This is a genomic window from Pseudomonas sp. H9 (assembly GCF_004353925.1).
Classification (GTDB): domain Bacteria; phylum Pseudomonadota; class Gammaproteobacteria; order Pseudomonadales; family Pseudomonadaceae; genus Aquipseudomonas.
In genome coordinates this window covers 175,127-191,461 of record NZ_SMOK01000007.1, presented here as the reverse complement: position 1 = coordinate 191,461, position 16,335 = coordinate 175,127, and the positions used below count along the sequence as shown (strand labels likewise).

At 59.8% G+C, this 16,335-nt stretch carries 11 protein-coding genes; 3 read left to right on the top strand and 8 right to left on the bottom strand.

Translation table 11 applies throughout. The features are described 5' to 3' along the window. Positions 1 to 12: 12 nt before the first annotated feature. From E1573_RS05635 to putP, 6 genes are all read right to left on the bottom strand, one after another. Positions 13 to 1,410 carry a PIG-L deacetylase family protein gene (locus E1573_RS05635; RefSeq protein ID WP_133211685.1) on the bottom strand — a complete coding sequence of 466 codons (1,398 nt, stop codon included), beginning with the start codon at positions 1,408 to 1,410 and terminating at the stop codon, positions 13 to 15. Then, entirely contained in the window at positions 1,407 to 2,303 is an 897-nt protein-coding gene (locus E1573_RS05630; protein ID WP_133211462.1) for an antimicrobial resistance protein Mig-14, read from the bottom strand. Before E1573_RS05630 ends, E1573_RS05635 begins: the two co-directional genes overlap by 4 nt. Beyond that, a complete protein-coding gene (locus tag E1573_RS05625) occupies positions 2,303 to 3,433 on the bottom strand; it encodes a glycosyltransferase (RefSeq protein ID WP_133211460.1) in 1,131 nt (376 codons plus the stop codon). Before E1573_RS05625 ends, E1573_RS05630 begins: the two co-directional genes overlap by 1 nt. Next, positions 3,417 to 5,174: a carbamoyltransferase gene (locus E1573_RS05620; protein ID WP_133211458.1), complete on the bottom strand. Its 1,758-nt coding sequence runs from the start codon at positions 5,172 to 5,174 to the stop codon at positions 3,417 to 3,419. Before E1573_RS05620 ends, E1573_RS05625 begins: the two co-directional genes overlap by 17 nt. Positions 5,175 to 5,335: 161 nt before the next feature. Beyond that, positions 5,336 to 6,172 carry a 23S rRNA (adenine(2030)-N(6))-methyltransferase RlmJ gene (locus E1573_RS05615; protein ID WP_133211456.1) on the bottom strand — a complete coding sequence of 279 codons (837 nt, stop codon included), beginning with the start codon at positions 6,170 to 6,172 and terminating at the stop codon, positions 5,336 to 5,338. A 226-nt stretch (positions 6,173 to 6,398) separates the two neighbouring features. After that, the gene (gene putP / locus E1573_RS05610; protein WP_133211454.1) at positions 6,399 to 7,883 is read right to left on the bottom strand and encodes a sodium/proline symporter PutP; all 1,485 of its coding nucleotides are present in this window, start codon (positions 7,881 to 7,883) and stop codon (positions 6,399 to 6,401) included. A gap of 353 nt (positions 7,884 to 8,236) precedes the next feature. Here putP and putA point away from each other — a divergent pair, with 353 nt between their 5' ends. Then, positions 8,237 to 12,190, top strand: coding sequence for a trifunctional transcriptional regulator/proline dehydrogenase/L-glutamate gamma-semialdehyde dehydrogenase (gene putA / locus E1573_RS05605; RefSeq protein WP_133211452.1), 3,954 nt, complete (start codon positions 8,237 to 8,239; stop codon positions 12,188 to 12,190). 90 nt (positions 12,191 to 12,280) lie between these two features. Here the strand turns inward: putA and E1573_RS05600 are convergent, their stop codons facing one another. Then, the gene (locus E1573_RS05600) at positions 12,281 to 12,922 is read right to left on the bottom strand and encodes a hypothetical protein (protein WP_133211450.1); all 642 of its coding nucleotides are present in this window, start codon (positions 12,920 to 12,922) and stop codon (positions 12,281 to 12,283) included. Positions 12,923 to 13,222: 300 nt separating this feature from the next. On the opposite strand from E1573_RS05600, the gene E1573_RS05595 reads away from it, so the two are divergent. Continuing rightward, positions 13,223 to 13,678, top strand: coding sequence for a transposase (locus E1573_RS05595; RefSeq protein WP_133211448.1), 456 nt, complete (start codon positions 13,223 to 13,225; stop codon positions 13,676 to 13,678). Between the two features lie 97 nt (positions 13,679 to 13,775). On the opposite strand, the gene E1573_RS05590 is transcribed toward E1573_RS05595, so the two are convergent. Further along, positions 13,776 to 14,078, bottom strand: coding sequence for a DUF6124 family protein (locus E1573_RS05590; protein WP_133211446.1), 303 nt, complete (start codon positions 14,076 to 14,078; stop codon positions 13,776 to 13,778). A 428-nt stretch (positions 14,079 to 14,506) separates the two neighbouring features. Here E1573_RS05590 and E1573_RS05580 point away from each other — a divergent pair, with 428 nt between their 5' ends. Then, positions 14,507 to 16,309, top strand: coding sequence for an acyl-CoA dehydrogenase (locus tag E1573_RS05580; protein ID WP_133211442.1), 1,803 nt, complete (start codon positions 14,507 to 14,509; stop codon positions 16,307 to 16,309). The last annotated feature ends 26 nt before the right edge of the window (positions 16,310 to 16,335 follow it).

Here is a 16,335-nt window from a genome sequence, read left to right as displayed (position 1 = left end):
CATGCGCCGGGATCAGAGATCGCGGCGCCAGAACAATTCATGACGGCGCACGGCCTTGCGGAAAAATTCGTTCTCGCCATAGGGCGAAGGCTTCCGGCCTGCCAACCAACGCTGAAGCAAGCGACGGACACGGCGCTTGAAGGGGGCAGGCGGTTGCAAGTCATGCATCATGCCCAGTGCCATGGCCTTGTCACGCTGGGTCGCAAGGTCCAGCACCAGGCTGTAAGGGGCCCACACCTGTGCACTCTCCAGCTGTGGCGGCAACGCAACGCCCGCACCGCTATCGCCCATCGGCCAGCGGTCGTTGTCATGCAAGTGATTGGCGTAGCCCAATACGGTTTCCGGCTGCCACTCCAGCCCCTGCAGGGCCTCAAGCACTGCGGCTTGAGCGCAGATGTGGTCAGGATGCGGATCAAGGCTAGGATGAGGCATCACCAGCACCTGCGGGCGCGCCTGGAGCAGCAGCGCGCGCAGGTCGGCCAGCAGATTGGCCCAGGTGGGCACGCCATCATCCCCCGGCAAGGTCATAGGGTTGAACTGTCGGAACAGACGGGTATCTGCAAGATCCGCCTCGCGAGAGGCAACGGGCTGATCCGGTGCCATCTGCATGGCCGGTAACTGCAGACAAAAATAACCAAGCTGAACACAGTGCGACTCAGGAACACCTGCCCAACGTGGCACAGCAATACTGTCCCAGGCGCGCAACCGCCCCTTCAACCGGGCCGACTCAGACTTGCTCATGCCCATGTGCTGATAGTGCTCAGCTTCAATCTCGCCAGCGGTCAGAGTGACTACCCAAGCCTCTTTTGCCTGGCTGTAGAGGCCATAGGCGGCCAGCTCGGCATCGTCGGCGTGAGGCGCGATCACCATCACCCGCTTGTCACGCAGATCGCTACCGGGCACCACCCACAACCGCCCTTCCACAGGCAGCCGGCAGTGCCGCCCACGCAAGCGCAGTTGCCCGGCGGCAAGCGCTTCAGCGAGCCCGCTCAGGTTCAAGTAGCGCAAACCGGCGACACCCCGTTCGAAAGTTTGCCGGTCTGCATCGGCCAGCACTACCGACGGATCAAGAAAGCGGCCCAGCCAGTGGCTCTTGAGGCGCAGTTCCAGCACCAGAGTTTCGTCACCTTGCAGCTGCAGCGGCGATTGCACCTGCACGATGCCATTGATCAACTTGACCGGTTGCGCCACGCACTCGGGTGGAAACTGATACAGATAGTCTTCACCGGGCGAATAGAACAGGTGGTCAGCAAACCAGGCTTCATGCGCGACCCACAGCAGTGGCAGCAGTAACAGCAGCAACCACCAATGAACAAAAACGCCCAACCCCAGCAGCACCACCAGGCCGATCAGCAGCCCCAGGCGCTTGTTGCGCCGGTGCTGTTTGAGCAACTGCTGCTTGCGGCTCACACTTGAAATACCGGCACGGGGTTGCACCAGCGATCCTTGTACTCACGATCGGCGCGACCAAAGGAAAAGCGCAGTGGCTTGTTACGCGCCCGGGCATCTTCCCAGGCCGCCTGAGTATTGAGGAAACTCAATACGCTGCCGGGACTGAACGCCTTGGTTTGCGGGTCAACGCCACCGTTGATGTACTCGACACTGATCCACTCAGGCGCTTCCACCCGGTAAACCAACTGGATGGCAATCGGCGCATCATCGAGAAACAGCACTGAGCCAATCAGCAGCTCACGCAAGCGCTCGATCACCTCAGCCATGCGCTCAGCACCGGTAGCCGGGAACCCCCAACGACGCTGGAACAGATCGCAGTAGATCGACGCCAGTTCAACACTGGTGAATGAAGATACCGGACGAATCTGGCCACCCGCTTCTTCCAGCAGACGCAGTTCGCGACGCTGGTTGTAGCGAAATTTCTTCGACAGCTCTTCAGGCGTGCGCGCCATCGCCAGCGACTCGGCTTGCGCCTTGAGGTTGGTGAAACGCCCTTGATTGAGCGCTGACAGGTAGCGACCGGCATGGCGCAGCGGTGCCTGGGCGTCCGCAGCAGCCGGCAATATCAATTCGGCGTTACCCAAGTCGTACAAGCCCTTCTTGCCTTGACGCTTGAGCACATCTTTGGACAGCGCCAAGTGACGCCCCCAGGTCGGAATCGCGGCCTTGAGCTCACCGTCACGTTCCCACCCCAGGTAGCGCACCGGAATCTGCGCCAGCTCCGCCAGTTGCTCGACCACCAGCGGGTGCGTGGCGACACTACCACCAAAGCGCTGCCAGGCCTGCGCATAAGCAGGCCCGTCAATCACGTGCCAACCACGCTCGCGCCAGCCTTGAATATGATTGAGCATCAAACCTCCGCAGTCAGCGCGCGCACGTGTGGCAACTGCCAGAAGGTGTCGCGCACAGCACTATCGGAAAAACGCTCACGCAGACGCACAAGCATGCGCTCAGCACACTCCTGGCGCTGCCCCTCATCAAGTACGGCCAGATGCTGCAGGCCTTGGGCCAGGCGATTGGCATCAGCCAACGGGAACAGAATGCCGACGCCCTCAACCACTTCCACAGCACCGCCACAGGCCGTCGCGAGCACCGGCACTCCAGCGACCATCGCTTCAAGCAGCACCATGCCAAATGGCTCGTGGTCGGAGCTTAAGGCAAAAGCATCGAACGCCGTGAAGTAGCGTCGAGCATCGGGCACCTGGCCAAGAAAATTCACTTGCCCAGCAATACCCAACTCGGCAGCCAACGACTTCAGCGACTGCTCCAGGCGCCCTTTGCCGAGAATTGCCAGGCGAGCCCCCGTAGGCAAGCCCGGCAAGGCCTGGGCGAAGCCACGCAGCAAGGTTGCTTGGTCCTTGTCCGGATGCAGACGCCCCACATTACCGACAATCCAGGCCTGCGGATCCAGCCCCAGCGCCTGGCGCGCCTCGGCCGTCGGCACAAGCGCGGCCTGCAGCGCCTCAATGTCGATACGGTTGTAGAGGGTTTGAATGCGCTCGGCCGACCACTTGGGCAGGCATTTGCGCATGTCGTCACGCACCGCATCAGAAACGCCGAGCAGACTCAGGCGCTTGCTGAACAGATTGGCGAACAACTGACGGCTGCTGCGCTGATAGTCGCCAAAAGCGTGGTGCACACCGATTACCGGCAGGCGACTGCCCAGCAACGCAATGTAGATCGGCTTGAAGCGGTGCGCGATGCAAAAACTGAAGTTACGGCTGGCGACGATCCGCCGCAATGCGCGGATCGCCCCCAGCTTGAGGCCACGGATGGCCTTGGAGCTGAACTCCAGGAAAATCACCTCATCCGAGGCGCAACCGGCTGCCACTTGTGGATCGGCAGCGCCAGTCAGGAACACCGTGGTGACCTTGTACTCGCTGCCGCTGAACAGGCTGGCGTACTGCCGCGCACAGTCCAGAAACGGACCGTCATAGCCGTGGCAGAACTGCAGGACGCGCTTTTCAGCCTTGGACGTCATAACTGTTCGCGCCGTCCTTGACTACCAGAATGTCTTCCATGATCAGGTACTGAAGGTCCGAACCAAAGAACATGTTCAGCGCGTCAGTTGGCGAGCAGATCATCGGCTCGCCACGGCGGTTGAGCGACGTATTGAGCGACACACCGTTGCCGGTCAGGTCTTCCAGCGCTTTCATCATGTCGTAGTAGCGCGGGTTGTATTCGCGCTTGAGCACTTGGGCACGCGAGGTGCCGTCTTCGTGAACGACTTCCGGCACACGGGTTTTCCACTCTTCAGCCACTTCGAAGGTGAAGGTCATGAACGGCGCCGGGTGATCGATCTTGATCATCTGCGGAGCGACAGTGTCGAGCATCGACGGGCAGAAAGGCCTCCAGCGCTCGCGGAACTTGATCTGGTGGTTGATGCGGTCGGCTACGCCGGCCACGCTTGGGCAACCAATGATCGAACGACCACCCAGGGCACGCGGACCGAACTCCATGCGGCCTTGGAACCAGGCCACCGGGTTGCCATCGACCATGATCTTGGCGATCTGCTCAGGCATGTTCTCAAGCTTGCGCCATTTCGGCTGGCTCGGGTGACGGGCACAGGCGGCGATCACGTCCTCGTTGGAGTACGCAGGGCCGAGGTAGACGTGCTCCATCTTCTCGACCGGCACACCGCGGGCGTGGGAAACATAGGCTGCCGCACCGACCGCAGTACCGGCGTCGCCGGAGGCCGGCTGAACGAACAGCTCTTTCAGATCAGGACGAGCGATGATCTTCTGGTTGAGTTTGACGTTCAGTGCGCAGCCGCCCGCGAAGGCCAGCTTGCCGGTTTCCTTGAGGATGTCGCCCAGGTAGTGGTCGATCATCTGCAAGGCGATCTTCTCGAACAGCGCCTGCATGCTGGCCGCATAGTGAATGTACGGCTCATCGGCGATGTCGCCTTCGCGCTTGGGGCCCAGCCATTCGATCAGCTTCGGCGAAAAGTAGAAGCCTTTGCCTTTCTCTTTGTAGCGGCGCAGGCCGATAACGTTTGCATAGTCGGTGTTGATGACCAGCTCACCGTTCTCAAAGCTGGCCAGACGCGAGAAGTCATATTTGCTGGCGTCGCCGTACGGCGCCATGCCCATGACCTTGAACTCGCCATCGAGCATTTCGAAGCCAAGGAACTCGGTGATCGCACCATACAGACCGCCCAGCGAGTCTGGATCGAAGAATTCCTTGATCTTGTGGATCTTGCCGTTTTCGCCGTAGCCGAAGAAGGTTGTGGCGTACTCGCCTTTACCATCGATGCCGAGAATCGCGGTTTTTTCCTTGAAGCCCGAGCAGTGATAGGCACTGGAGGCGTGCGCCAGGTGATGCTCAACCGGCTCGATCTTCACTTTTTTCGGATCGAAACCCAGTTGCTCCAGGCACCAGACGATTTTCTTGCGGTAGCGCTTATAGCGACGGTTGCCCATCAGGATCGCGTCCAGCGCGCGGTCCGGGGCGTACCAGTAACGCTTGGCGTAGTGCCAGCGCGCCTTGCCAAACAGGCTGATCGGGGCAAACGGAATGGCCACCACGTCTACGTCAGACGGCTTGATACCCGCCTGTTCCAGGCAGAACTTCGCCGATTCGTAGGGCATGCGGTTCTTTGCATGTTTGTCGCGCACGAAGCGCTCTTCTTCAGCGGCGGCAATCAGCTTGCCGTCGATGTACAGGGCCGCGGAAGGATCATGGCTAAGGGCGCCGGACAGGCCAAGAATCGTCAATGCCAAGGGTCTAGCCTCTTCAAACTGTAAATATGCGCCCTGGCCCCTTGGGGCGAGCGGCAACGAAAGAGCGGGATTATAACGTAAAGTGTGGGAGCGGGCTTGCCCCGCGATTGTTGCGACGCAGTTACATTCTGTCGCGGGGCAAGCCCGCTCCCACCGATGCGTTATTCAGCGATCAGCCAGTCCATACGCCAGCTGCCCTGAGTCTGGGCCAGCACCTGGGACAGCCATGGCAACAGCTCGCGCAGCTCATCTTCCAGCCCCCATGGTGGGTTAGCGATGGCCAGCCCCGAACCATTAAGGCCTTGCGGGCTGTCCTGAGGATGTACATACAGCTCGACCCGCAGCAGCTTCGGCGCGCCGGTGCTGGTCAGATCCTGATAAAAACGCACCAACTGGCGCTGATCTTTGATCGGATACCAGATAGCTGCGACCGTCTGGCGCATACGGCCGATGGCTTCTTTCATCGCCACCGTGCAGCGCTTGAGCTCATCTGCTTTTTCGAACGGCGGGTCAATCAGCATCACGGCGCGCTTTTCCTGTACAGGCAGCAGCGCCCGCGGCACGTGCCAGCCTTCGCCCAGGTGCACAGTGACCCGCGGATCCTTCTTCATATTTTCTTTGAGCATGCGCCCGTCTTCAGGGTGCTTCTCGTTCAGCAGCACGCGATCTTGCTGGCGCGCGAGACGCCGGGCCAGCTCAGGGGACCCTGGGTAATAACGCAACTCACCGTCAGGGTTCAGCTTACGCAGGATGCGCAGATAGTCAGCCGTAACCTCCGGAAGATCATCACGCCCCCAAAGCCGCCCGATACCTTCGATCCACTCGCCGGTGCGCGTTGCCTGATCACCCTGCAAGTCATACAGGCCAAGGCCAGCATGCGTATCGAGGTAGGCGAACGGCTGCTCTTTGCGCGACATCAGCGCGATCAGTCGGGTCAAAACGAGGTGTTTGAAGACGTCGGCGTGGTTGCCGGCGTGAAAGGCGTGACGATAGTTCATGGCAACTCCTGCAAGACGGTGCAGTTTACCTTGTCGCGTAGCGCTATGGGAGCAACCGGCTTGCTCAGCAACCCTGAATCTGTGCAGATCCATGTGGGAGCGGGCTTGCCCCGCGATGCGATATGACTGACGGCCCGCAATCGCGGGGCAAGCCCGCTCCCACACAAAAAAATGGCCCGACCTTCAGAGAAGGCCGGGCCGTTTTCAGGCGAAGCTCAGCAGTCGATTAGTGACCGACCTTGAACGCCTGGTCTGCAGCTTCGAAACGCGAAACCATCGCCGCCGACGGGCTACCCGCCTTACTGACGAAGTAAATAGCCAGGGCGCCAAGGATGAAGCCCGGGATAATTTCGTACAGACCCCAGATGGCGAAGTGTTTCCACACCACGACAGTGATTGCACCAACCAGGATACCGGCCAGCGCACCGTTACGAGTCATGCCCTTCCACAGTACCGAGATCAGTACAACCGGACCGAAGGCAGCACCGAAACCTGCCCAGGCATAGCTGACCAGACCCAGAACACGGTTCTCAGGGTTGGAGGCAATCAGGATCGCAACCACAGCAACCAGCAGCACCATGGCGCGGCCGACCCAGACCAGCTCTACCTGCGAAGCAGTTTTGCGCAGGAAGGTCTTGTAGAAGTCTTCGGTCAGGGCGCTGGAGCACACCAGCAGCTGGCAGCTCAAGGTACTCATGACCGCCGCCAGAATGGCCGACAGCAGCACACCAGCGATCCATGGGTTGAACAGGATCTTGGCCAGTTCGATGAACACACGCTCATGGTTCTCGTTAACCGGGCCAGCAACTTCAGGATGCGCCGAGAAGTAAGCGATACCGAAGAAGCCTACCGCACAGGTACCGACCAGGCAGAGGATCATCCAGGTCATGGAGATACGGCGAGCGTTGGCGATCGATTTAACCGAGTCGGCAGCCATGAAACGCGCCAGGATGTGCGGCTGACCGAAGTAGCCCAGACCCCAACCCATGAGCGAGATGATGCCGATGAAGGTGGTGCCTTTGAGCATGTCGAAGTTGCCCGCATCCTTCAGCTCGATCGCAGCGAAGGTGGTATCGAAGCCGCCGGTAGCGATCAGTACGATCACCGGGGTCAGGATCAGGGCAAAGATCATTAGGGTGGCCTGGACGGTATCGGTCCAGCTCACCGCCAGGAAGCCACCTACGAAGGTGTAGGCGATGGTCGCCGCAGCACCCGCCCACAGCGCAGTCTCATAGGACATGCCGAAGGTGCTTTCGAACAGGCGGGCACCGGCAACGATGCCGGAAGCGCAATAGATGGTGAAGAACACCAGGATCACCACCGCGGAGATGATCCGCAGCAGCCCGCTCTTGTCTTCAAAACGGCTGGAGAAGTAGTCCGGCAGGGTCAAGGCATCGCCGTTGTGCTCAGTCTGCACACGCAGACGGCCAGCAACGAACAGCCAGTTCAGATAGGCGCCGACGATCAGACCGATGGCGATCCAGCTTTCCGACAGACCCGACATATAGATGGCGCCCGGCAGGCCCATCAGCAACCAGCCGCTCATGTCCGAGGCACCGGCCGAGAGTGCAGTTACAACGCTGCCCAGGCTACGACCACCAAGGATGTAGTCAGAAAGGTTGTTGGTGGAGCGATAGGCCATGAAGCCGATCAGCACCATTGCCGCGATATAGATCACGAAAGTGATCAAGGTTGGATTGCTTACACTCATTGTTGCGCCCTGGCGTTTGTTTTTATGTAGCGACAGCCTCCGAGGAGGTTGCACCCAGGCCGCGAATCCTATGCAACAACGCAAAGTAGGTGCAACCAGTTTTTACAATACAGTTGCACCTCGTCGGATTTTTTGCGCATCAGCGGTTTTTTGCTCCTTTTTGGAGCAAAAAGCGCCACCAACAGAAGAAAGTGCACCATAAGCAACCATTCATCCGGCAAGGTTTTACCCTCCGGACGAGCTGCACTTTTTTCCTACACAATTTGGGTTGCACTAGGTTGCACCCAAATACGCGCGCGGCTAATCTTGACGCTAGCTTACGCCACAGCCTGTGGCAATAATGAGGATAAGAAATGGCGACGACCACCCTTGGGGTCAAACTTGACGACCCTACCCGTGAGCGACTCAAGGCAGCAGCGCAGTCCATCGACCGCACGCCGCACTGGTTGATCAAGCAAGCGATCTTCAATTACCTGGAGAAGCTCGAGGGTGGTGCCACCCTGACCGAACTCAACGGTCAGTCCGCCAGCAATGGTGATGAAGTCGGCGAAGTTCCAGGCGATCACGCTCACCAGTGCTTCCTCGAGTTCGCCGAAAGCATCCTGCCGCAGTCGGTACTGCGTTCGGCCATCACTGCCGCCTACCGCCGCCCAGAGCCAGAAGTGGTTCCTATGCTGCTGGAGCAGGCACGCTTGCCTGCCGCCATGGCCGAAGCCACCAACAAACTGGCCGCTGGCATTGCTGAAAAACTGCGTAACCAGAAGAGCGCTGGCGGCCGTGCCGGTATCGTTCAGGGGCTGCTGCAAGAGTTCTCTCTGTCGTCCCAGGAAGGCGTAGCCCTGATGTGCCTGGCCGAAGCCCTGCTGCGGATCCCGGACAAAGGCACCCGCGACGCCCTGATCCGCGACAAGATCAGCACCGGCAACTGGCAGCCGCACCTGGGCAACAGCCCGTCGTTGTTCGTCAACGCTGCCACCTGGGGCCTGCTGCTGACCGGCAAGCTGGTCTCGACTCACAACGAATCCGGCCTGACCTCCTCGCTCAGCCGCATCATCGGCAAGAGTGGCGAGCCGATGATCCGCAAGGGCGTCGACATGGCCATGCGCCTGATGGGCGAGCAGTTCGTTACCGGTGAAACCATTGCCGAAGCCCTGGCCAACGCCAGCAAATTCGAAGCCAAAGGCTTCCGCTACTCCTACGACATGCTCGGTGAAGCGGCACTGACTGAGCACGACGCACAGAAATACCTGGCCTCTTACGAGCAAGCGATCCACTCGATCGGCAAAGCCTCGCACGGCCGCGGCATTTATGAAGGTCCGGGCATCTCGATCAAACTGTCGGCTTTGCACCCGCGCTACAGCCGTGCCCAGTATGAGCGCGTGATGGAAGAGCTGTACCCACGCCTGCTGTCGCTGACTCTGTTGGCCAAGCAATACGACATCGGCCTGAACATCGACGCCGAAGAAGCCGACCGCCTGGAGCTGTCGCTGGACCTGCTCGAGCGCCTGTGCTTCGAACCACAGCTGACCGGCTGGAACGGTATTGGCTTCGTCATCCAGGCCTACCAGAAGCGTTGCCCGTACGTGATCGATTACGTCATCGACCTCGCCCGCCGCAGCCGCCACCGCCTGATGATCCGCCTGGTAAAAGGCGCCTACTGGGACAGCGAGATCAAGCGGGCCCAGGTCGAAGGCCTGGAAGGCTACCCGGTCTACACCCGCAAGGTGTACACCGACGTGTCCTACATTGCCTGCGCGCGCAAACTGCTGTCGGTACCGGAAGTCATCTACCCGCAGTTCGCCACGCACAACGCCCACACCCTGTCGGCCATCTACCATATCGCTGGCCAGAACTACTATCCGGGCCAGTACGAGTTCCAGTGCCTGCACGGCATGGGTGAGCCACTGTACGAGCAGGTGGTCGGTAAAGTCGCCGATGGCAAGCTGAACCGTCCGTGCCGTGTCTACGCACCAGTCGGTACCCACGAGACGCTACTGGCTTACCTGGTTCGCCGCCTGCTGGAAAACGGCGCCAACACCTCGTTCGTCAACCGTATTGCCGACCAGTCGATCTCGATCCAGGAGCTGGTTGCCGATCCGGTTGCCACCATCGAGCAAATGGCCACTCAAGAAGGCAACTTCGGTCTGCCGCATCCGCGCATTCCGCTGCCGCGTGACCTGTACGGTGCTGAGCGCGCTAACTCCGCCGGTATCGACATGGCCAACGAACACCGCCTGGCGTCGCTGTCCTGTGCACTGCTGGCTTCGGCCCACAACGACTGGAAAGCTGCACCGATGCTCGGCTGCGACTCCAGCAACGAACCAGCGGCAGCAGTCTTGAACCCGTCCGATCACCGTGACGTGGTCGGCCATGTGCAGGAAGCCACCGTTGCCGACGTCGACAACGCCATCCAGTGCGCCCTGAAGGCCGCGCCGATCTGGCAGGCCACCCCGCCCGCCGAACGCGCCGCGATTCTGGAGCGTGCCGCTGACTTGATGGAAGCCGACATTCAGCCGCTGATGGGCCTGCTCGCCCGTGAAGCTGGCAAGACCTTCGCCAACGCTATCGCCGAAGTGCGTGAGGCGGTCGACTTCCTGCGTTACTACGCCGTCCAGGCCCGTAACGATTTCAGCAACGACGCCCACCGCCCACTGGGCCCGGTGGTCTGCATCAGCCCATGGAACTTCCCGCTGGCCATCTTCAGCGGCCAGGTTGCCGCCGCGCTGGCTGCAGGTAACCCGGTACTGGCCAAGCCTGCCGAGCAAACCCCGCTGGTGGCCGCTCAGGCCGTGCGCCTGCTGCTCGAAGCCGGTATCCCTGAAGGCGTGGTGCAACTGCTGCCAGGTCGCGGTGAAACCGTTGGTGCCCGTCTGGTCGGTGACGACCGGGTCAAAGGTGTGATGTTCACCGGCTCCACTGAAGTGGCTCGCCTGCTGCAACGCAACATCGCCGGCCGTCTCGACGCCCAGGGCCGCCCGATCCCGCTGATCGCCGAAACCGGTGGCCAGAACGCAATGATCGTCGACTCCTCGGCACTCACTGAACAAGTGGTTATCGACGTAGTGTCCTCGGCGTTCGACAGCGCCGGTCAGCGCTGCTCGGCACTGCGCGTGCTGTGCCTGCAGGAAGATTCGGCCGACCGCGTCATCGAAATGCTCAAAGGTGCCATGGCCGAAAGCCGCCTGGGCAACCCTGAGCGCCTGAACGTGGACATTGGCCCGGTAATCGACGCTGAAGCCAAAGCTGGCATCGAGAAGCACATCCAGGGCATGCGCGACAAAGGTCGCTCGGTGTACCAGATTGCTATCGCCGACGGCGAAGAAATCAAACGCGGCACCTTCGTTATGCCGACCCTCATCGAGCTGGAAAGCTTCGACGAACTGCAACGCGAGATCTTCGGCCCGGTACTGCACGTCGTGCGCTACAACCGCAAAAACCTCGACCAACTGATCGAGCAGATCAACGCTTCCGGTTACGGCCTGACCCTGGGTGTTCACACTCGGATCGACGAAACCATTGCCAAGGTCATCGACAACGTCAACGCCGGTAACGTCTACGTTAACCGCAACATCGTTGGTGCCGTGGTCGGTGTTCAGCCGTTCGGTGGTGAAGGCCTGTCGGGCACCGGTCCGAAAGCTGGCGGCCCGCTGTACCTGTACCGCCTGCTGTCGACCCGTCCAGCCGATGCGATCGAGCAATCGTTCCAGCGCACCGATGGCGACAACACCCCGGACACCCGCCTGCGCGACGAACTGAGCAAGCCACTGCAAGCGCTGAAAACCTGGGCCGCCAGCAACCAGCTGAACGAACTGGGTAGCCTGTGCGAGCAGTTCGCCAAGCAATCGCAAAGCGGTATCAGCCGCCTGTTGGCAGGCCCGACCGGTGAGCGCAACAGCTACACCATCCTGCCGCGCGAGCACGTCCTGTGCCTGGCCGAGGTTGAAGCTGACTTGCTGACGCAACTGGCTGCGGTACTGGCGGTTGGCAGCTCGGCCGTGTGGCCAGAGGGCGAACTGACCAAGACCCTGCGCAACCGACTGCCGAAAGAAGTTCAGACACGCATCAAGCTGGTGGGCGACTGGACCAAAGACGAAGTGGTGTTCGATGCTGTTCTGCATCACGGCCACTCCGACCAACTGCGCGCCGTCTGCGAGCAAGTAGCCAAGCGCGCCGGTGCCATCGTCGGCGTTCACGGCCTGTCGTCGGGCGAAACCTCGATTGCTCTGGAGCGCCTGGTGATCGAGCGTGCGTTGAGCGTCAACACTGCGGCAGCAGGTGGTAACGCGAGCCTGATGACCATCGGCTGATCGACCTAAGCAACAAATCGCGGGGCAAGCCCGCTCCCACAGGTTGGTGTATCACCTGTGGGAGCGGGCTTGCCCCGCGATGCTTTTCGCTTAATGCTGGCTGATAGTCCACGACAGTATCAGCCAGATAATGATAGACCCCACCGTTAATAACCAATAAAGAATCCCGATAGCCATCCAAGCCCAGTTCAACAGGGTGAACGATGAGTTTTGCGCCCCCAAGCGATCACCTTCAGCAAAATTGATCGCCCGCTGTATTGTGCTTGCCAGCCACAGTTGAACTGCAATCAGTAACAAGGCAACTATCATCACGGTCAGCGTATCGTCGAATACCACAACCAGATCGACTATAACCTGCCCTAGAAGCTCTTCAGTCCACTCGTACTGCCCCAGGTCCAATGAAAACGACAGCAGAGTAATTAACACAAACCCCATCACCAGCATTACCGGCGACCATTCATAGCGTTGTCCCTGAGCTTTGATCTGTCGGTCTACCCTAGCTAGCAACGGGTAAAGAAACAGCACAGGAAACACTGCGCGCAATAAAGGGTTCACCTTTTCTCCACTTGACTGCCTATAAGCGACCCAGTTTCGATAGCTCCAGTAATTCAAATAAAGCCCAAGCGTGAAGAAATGCATAACAATTAGCTTCTTCACCGACACCACGAAGAACATGGGCTCACGTTTAGTTTCAGACGGCTTGTAGCCGATTTCGGAAGCGATGGCGCTCATTGCAGATGGTTAAATCCGTAAAGTGAAAACCCCGCTATCAGACAGACTGCGTCGCGGCCACGTCTGCAGTCCATTTCCTCAAATCATGTACGATCCATCTCCCACCCATATGCATCGGCGGTGAAGCCTTCGCGGGTAAACCCGCTCCCACAGAGGATCACACAAACCCTGTAGGAGCGGTGGTGCGGCGGCCCGATTCACCCGCAAAGAGGCCCCTGCCATATCCAGAAACCATCAACTGCCCCACGCTTTGCCCCAAACACTACCTTTGAAAGAAACCCACTTTCAAAGCGTACACATATGACCAAAGCGCAATCCCACCTGCTTCGCCGTGGTCGGTGCTCGGAACCTGGCAGGCTTTACCTGCTCACCACTGTCACCTGCCAACGCAAACCGTTGTTCCAAAACTTCCACCATGCTCGTCTGGTGGTTCGACAACTTCGCCAGTCTGAGCAGGAGCAGGCTTGCCGGTCCTTGGCCTGGGTATTAATGCCGGATCATCTGCATTGGTTGATCGAGCTGAACGCGGTAACGCTGGACACGCTGATGCGCAGGTTCAAGTCACGGAGCAGTTTCGCCTTGCATAAAGCGGGTGTTGAGCATGACCCGGTCTGGCAAAGCGGGTATCAGGACCGCGCGTTGCGGCGAGAGGAAAGTGTGGTGCATGTCGCCCGGTACATCGTTGCCAATCCCCTGCGGGCTGGGTTGGTCAGCAATGTCAGGGACTATCCACATTGGGATGCGGTCTGGCTATGAATTGGCGGTGAAGCCTTCGCGGGTGAACCCGCTCCCACAGAGTTGGCGTGATCCCCTGTGGGAGCGGGTTCACCCGCGAAGAGGCCGCTGAAGTCAGCTAGCAATAGCTGAACAGCCTCGGTACCCCAGCCCCATCAATCACCCCTTCAATCAAGGCACGCGCAGCTTCGATAGGCTGGCCAATACCTGCGACCAGAGCACGGTCCGCCAGCTCCAGGTTATCAGTCGCCGCCTTCACGGTGGCCTCGGCGTTTTGCAGCAAGTGGCAGGCGTAAAGCAACGCTTCTTCGCCTGAGATACCCGCACGAACATTGAACATCCGGCTTTCGCCGAAGTCTCTGCTAGCGGTGGTGAGTGTGGAAAGGTCGAGGCTCGGGGGATCGGGTACGTGTTTCTTCATGACTGACTCCACAGGGGGCAGCCACTATTCGCTGCTAAACGAAGGGTGGCAGCTGTACGCGGGTTAGCAGACCGGGCAGAGTCAGTCAAAACCCCGGCGCACCCGAAGGTGCCCCGCGCACACCTGCCATAACAGCAGTGTTGCGTAGAGACTGAATCTAAGTTCGGACTGCTAAATCCGGCCATTGGACTATCCAACGACGACAGCAGCCTAGGTTCATAGAGCATCAGGCGCAACGGCCGGCAGTATGAATCAGAAGGAACTGACAGAACACTCTTACAGCGCTGTGGATTTTCAGCGCTTGGTGTGGGACCGGCTTGCCCCGCGATGCTTTTTGAGTTTTACCCGCCTATCACCCTCATCTATTTCCCTGTGCATCACCCGCGCCCCTGCCTAGACTCGGCCCATCCCCGCTCAGGAATGCCACCATGTCCGAGACTCTGCTCTGCGCCCGCAATCTGGCCTTCGAACTCTACGAAGTGCTAGACGCCGAAGCGCTCACCCAACGCCCACGCTTTGCCGAACATTCCCGCGAAACCTTCGACGCCGCCCTGAACACAGCGCGAACCATCGCTGAAAAATATTTCGCTCCGCACAACCGTAAGGGCGACGAGCAGGAACCGCGCTTTGAAAACGGTGAAGCGGTGCTGATCCCGGAAGTGAAACCGGCAGTCGATGCTTTCCTTGAGGCGGGCTTTCTGAATGCCACCCGCGATTTCGAAGCAGGCGGCATGCAGTTGCCCACCCTGCTCTCGCAGGCTTGCTTCGCTCATTTTCAGGCAGCCAACGCTGGTACAACGGCCTACCCGTTCTTGACCATGGGCGCTGCCAACCTGATCGAAAGTTTCGGCAGCGATGAGCAGAAACGCCTGTTCCTGCAGCCGATGATTGAAGGCCGTTTCTACGGCACTATGGCGCTCACCGAGCCGCATGCGGGCTCGTCTCTGGCGGATATCCGTACCCGTGCAGAGCCCGCCGAAGATGGCAGTTACCGGCTACGCGGCAACAAGATTTTCATCTCAGGCGGCGACCATCCGCTGTCCGAAAACATTGTTCACATGGTCCTGGCCAAACTGCCGGACGCGCCGCCCGGTGTGAAAGGCATCTCACTGTTCATCGTGCCCAAATTCCTGGTCAATGCCGACGGCAGCCTCGGCCCGCGCAACGATGTGCAACTGGCCGGTTTGTTCCACAAGATGGGCTGGCGAGGCACCACGTCGACGGCACTGAACTTCGGCGACAACGGCCAGTGCGTCGGCTACCTGGTAGGCAAGCCGCACCAAGGCCTGGCCTGCATGTTCCAGATGATGAACGAGGCGCGTATCGGCGTCGGCATGGGTGCGGTAATGCTCGGCTATGCCGGTTACCTGTATTCGCTCGACTACGCTCGCCAACGCCCGCAAGGGCGTCTGCCAGATAACAAAGACCCTGCCACCGCAGCCGTGCCGATCATCAGCCATAGCGATGTTAAGCGCATGCTGCTGACCCAGAAAGCCTATGTCGAAGGCGCTTTCGATCTGGGCTTGTACGCGGCACGATTGTTCGACGAAACCCAAAGCGGTGAGACCGAAGCACAGCGCCAGCAGGCCCACGAGCTGCTCGACCTGCTGACCCCTATCGTCAAATCCTGGCCTTCGCAGTTCTGCCTCAAGGCCAACGAACTGGCAATTCAAATCCTTGGTGGCCACGGTTACACCCGCGAGTACCCGGTCGAACAGTACTACCGCGACAATCGCCTGAATCCGATTCACGAAGGCACCCACGGCATTCAGTCCTTGGATTTGCTGGGGCGCAAGCTCGCGCAGAACGGCGGTGCCGGGCTCAAGCAACTGGTACGCCTGATCGCGGGAACCTGCGAACGCGCCAAAGGGTACGTGGGCCTGGATCACCTGCGCACGCCACTGGAGCAATTGCAGGTGCGTCTGCAAAGCGTGACTCTGGGGCTGCTCGGCGACTTGGCCCAAGGCCAGGTCAACACGGCCCTGGCCAACTCTGCGCTGTACCTGAAAGCCTTCGGGCACTGCGTAATCGGCTGGCGTTGGCTGGAGCAGGCGATTCATGCCGAACAAGGACTGGCACACGGCAATCCGGTTGACCACGACTTCTACCAGGGCAAACTGCAAGCCGCGCGTTATTTCCTGACCTGGGAAGTACCGGGCTGCCATAATGAGCTGGCATTGCTCGAGGCCCGCGACGACACTTGCCTGAGCATGCGCGACGAGTGGTTCTGAGGGGGAACCACCGTACCCACGGAGGT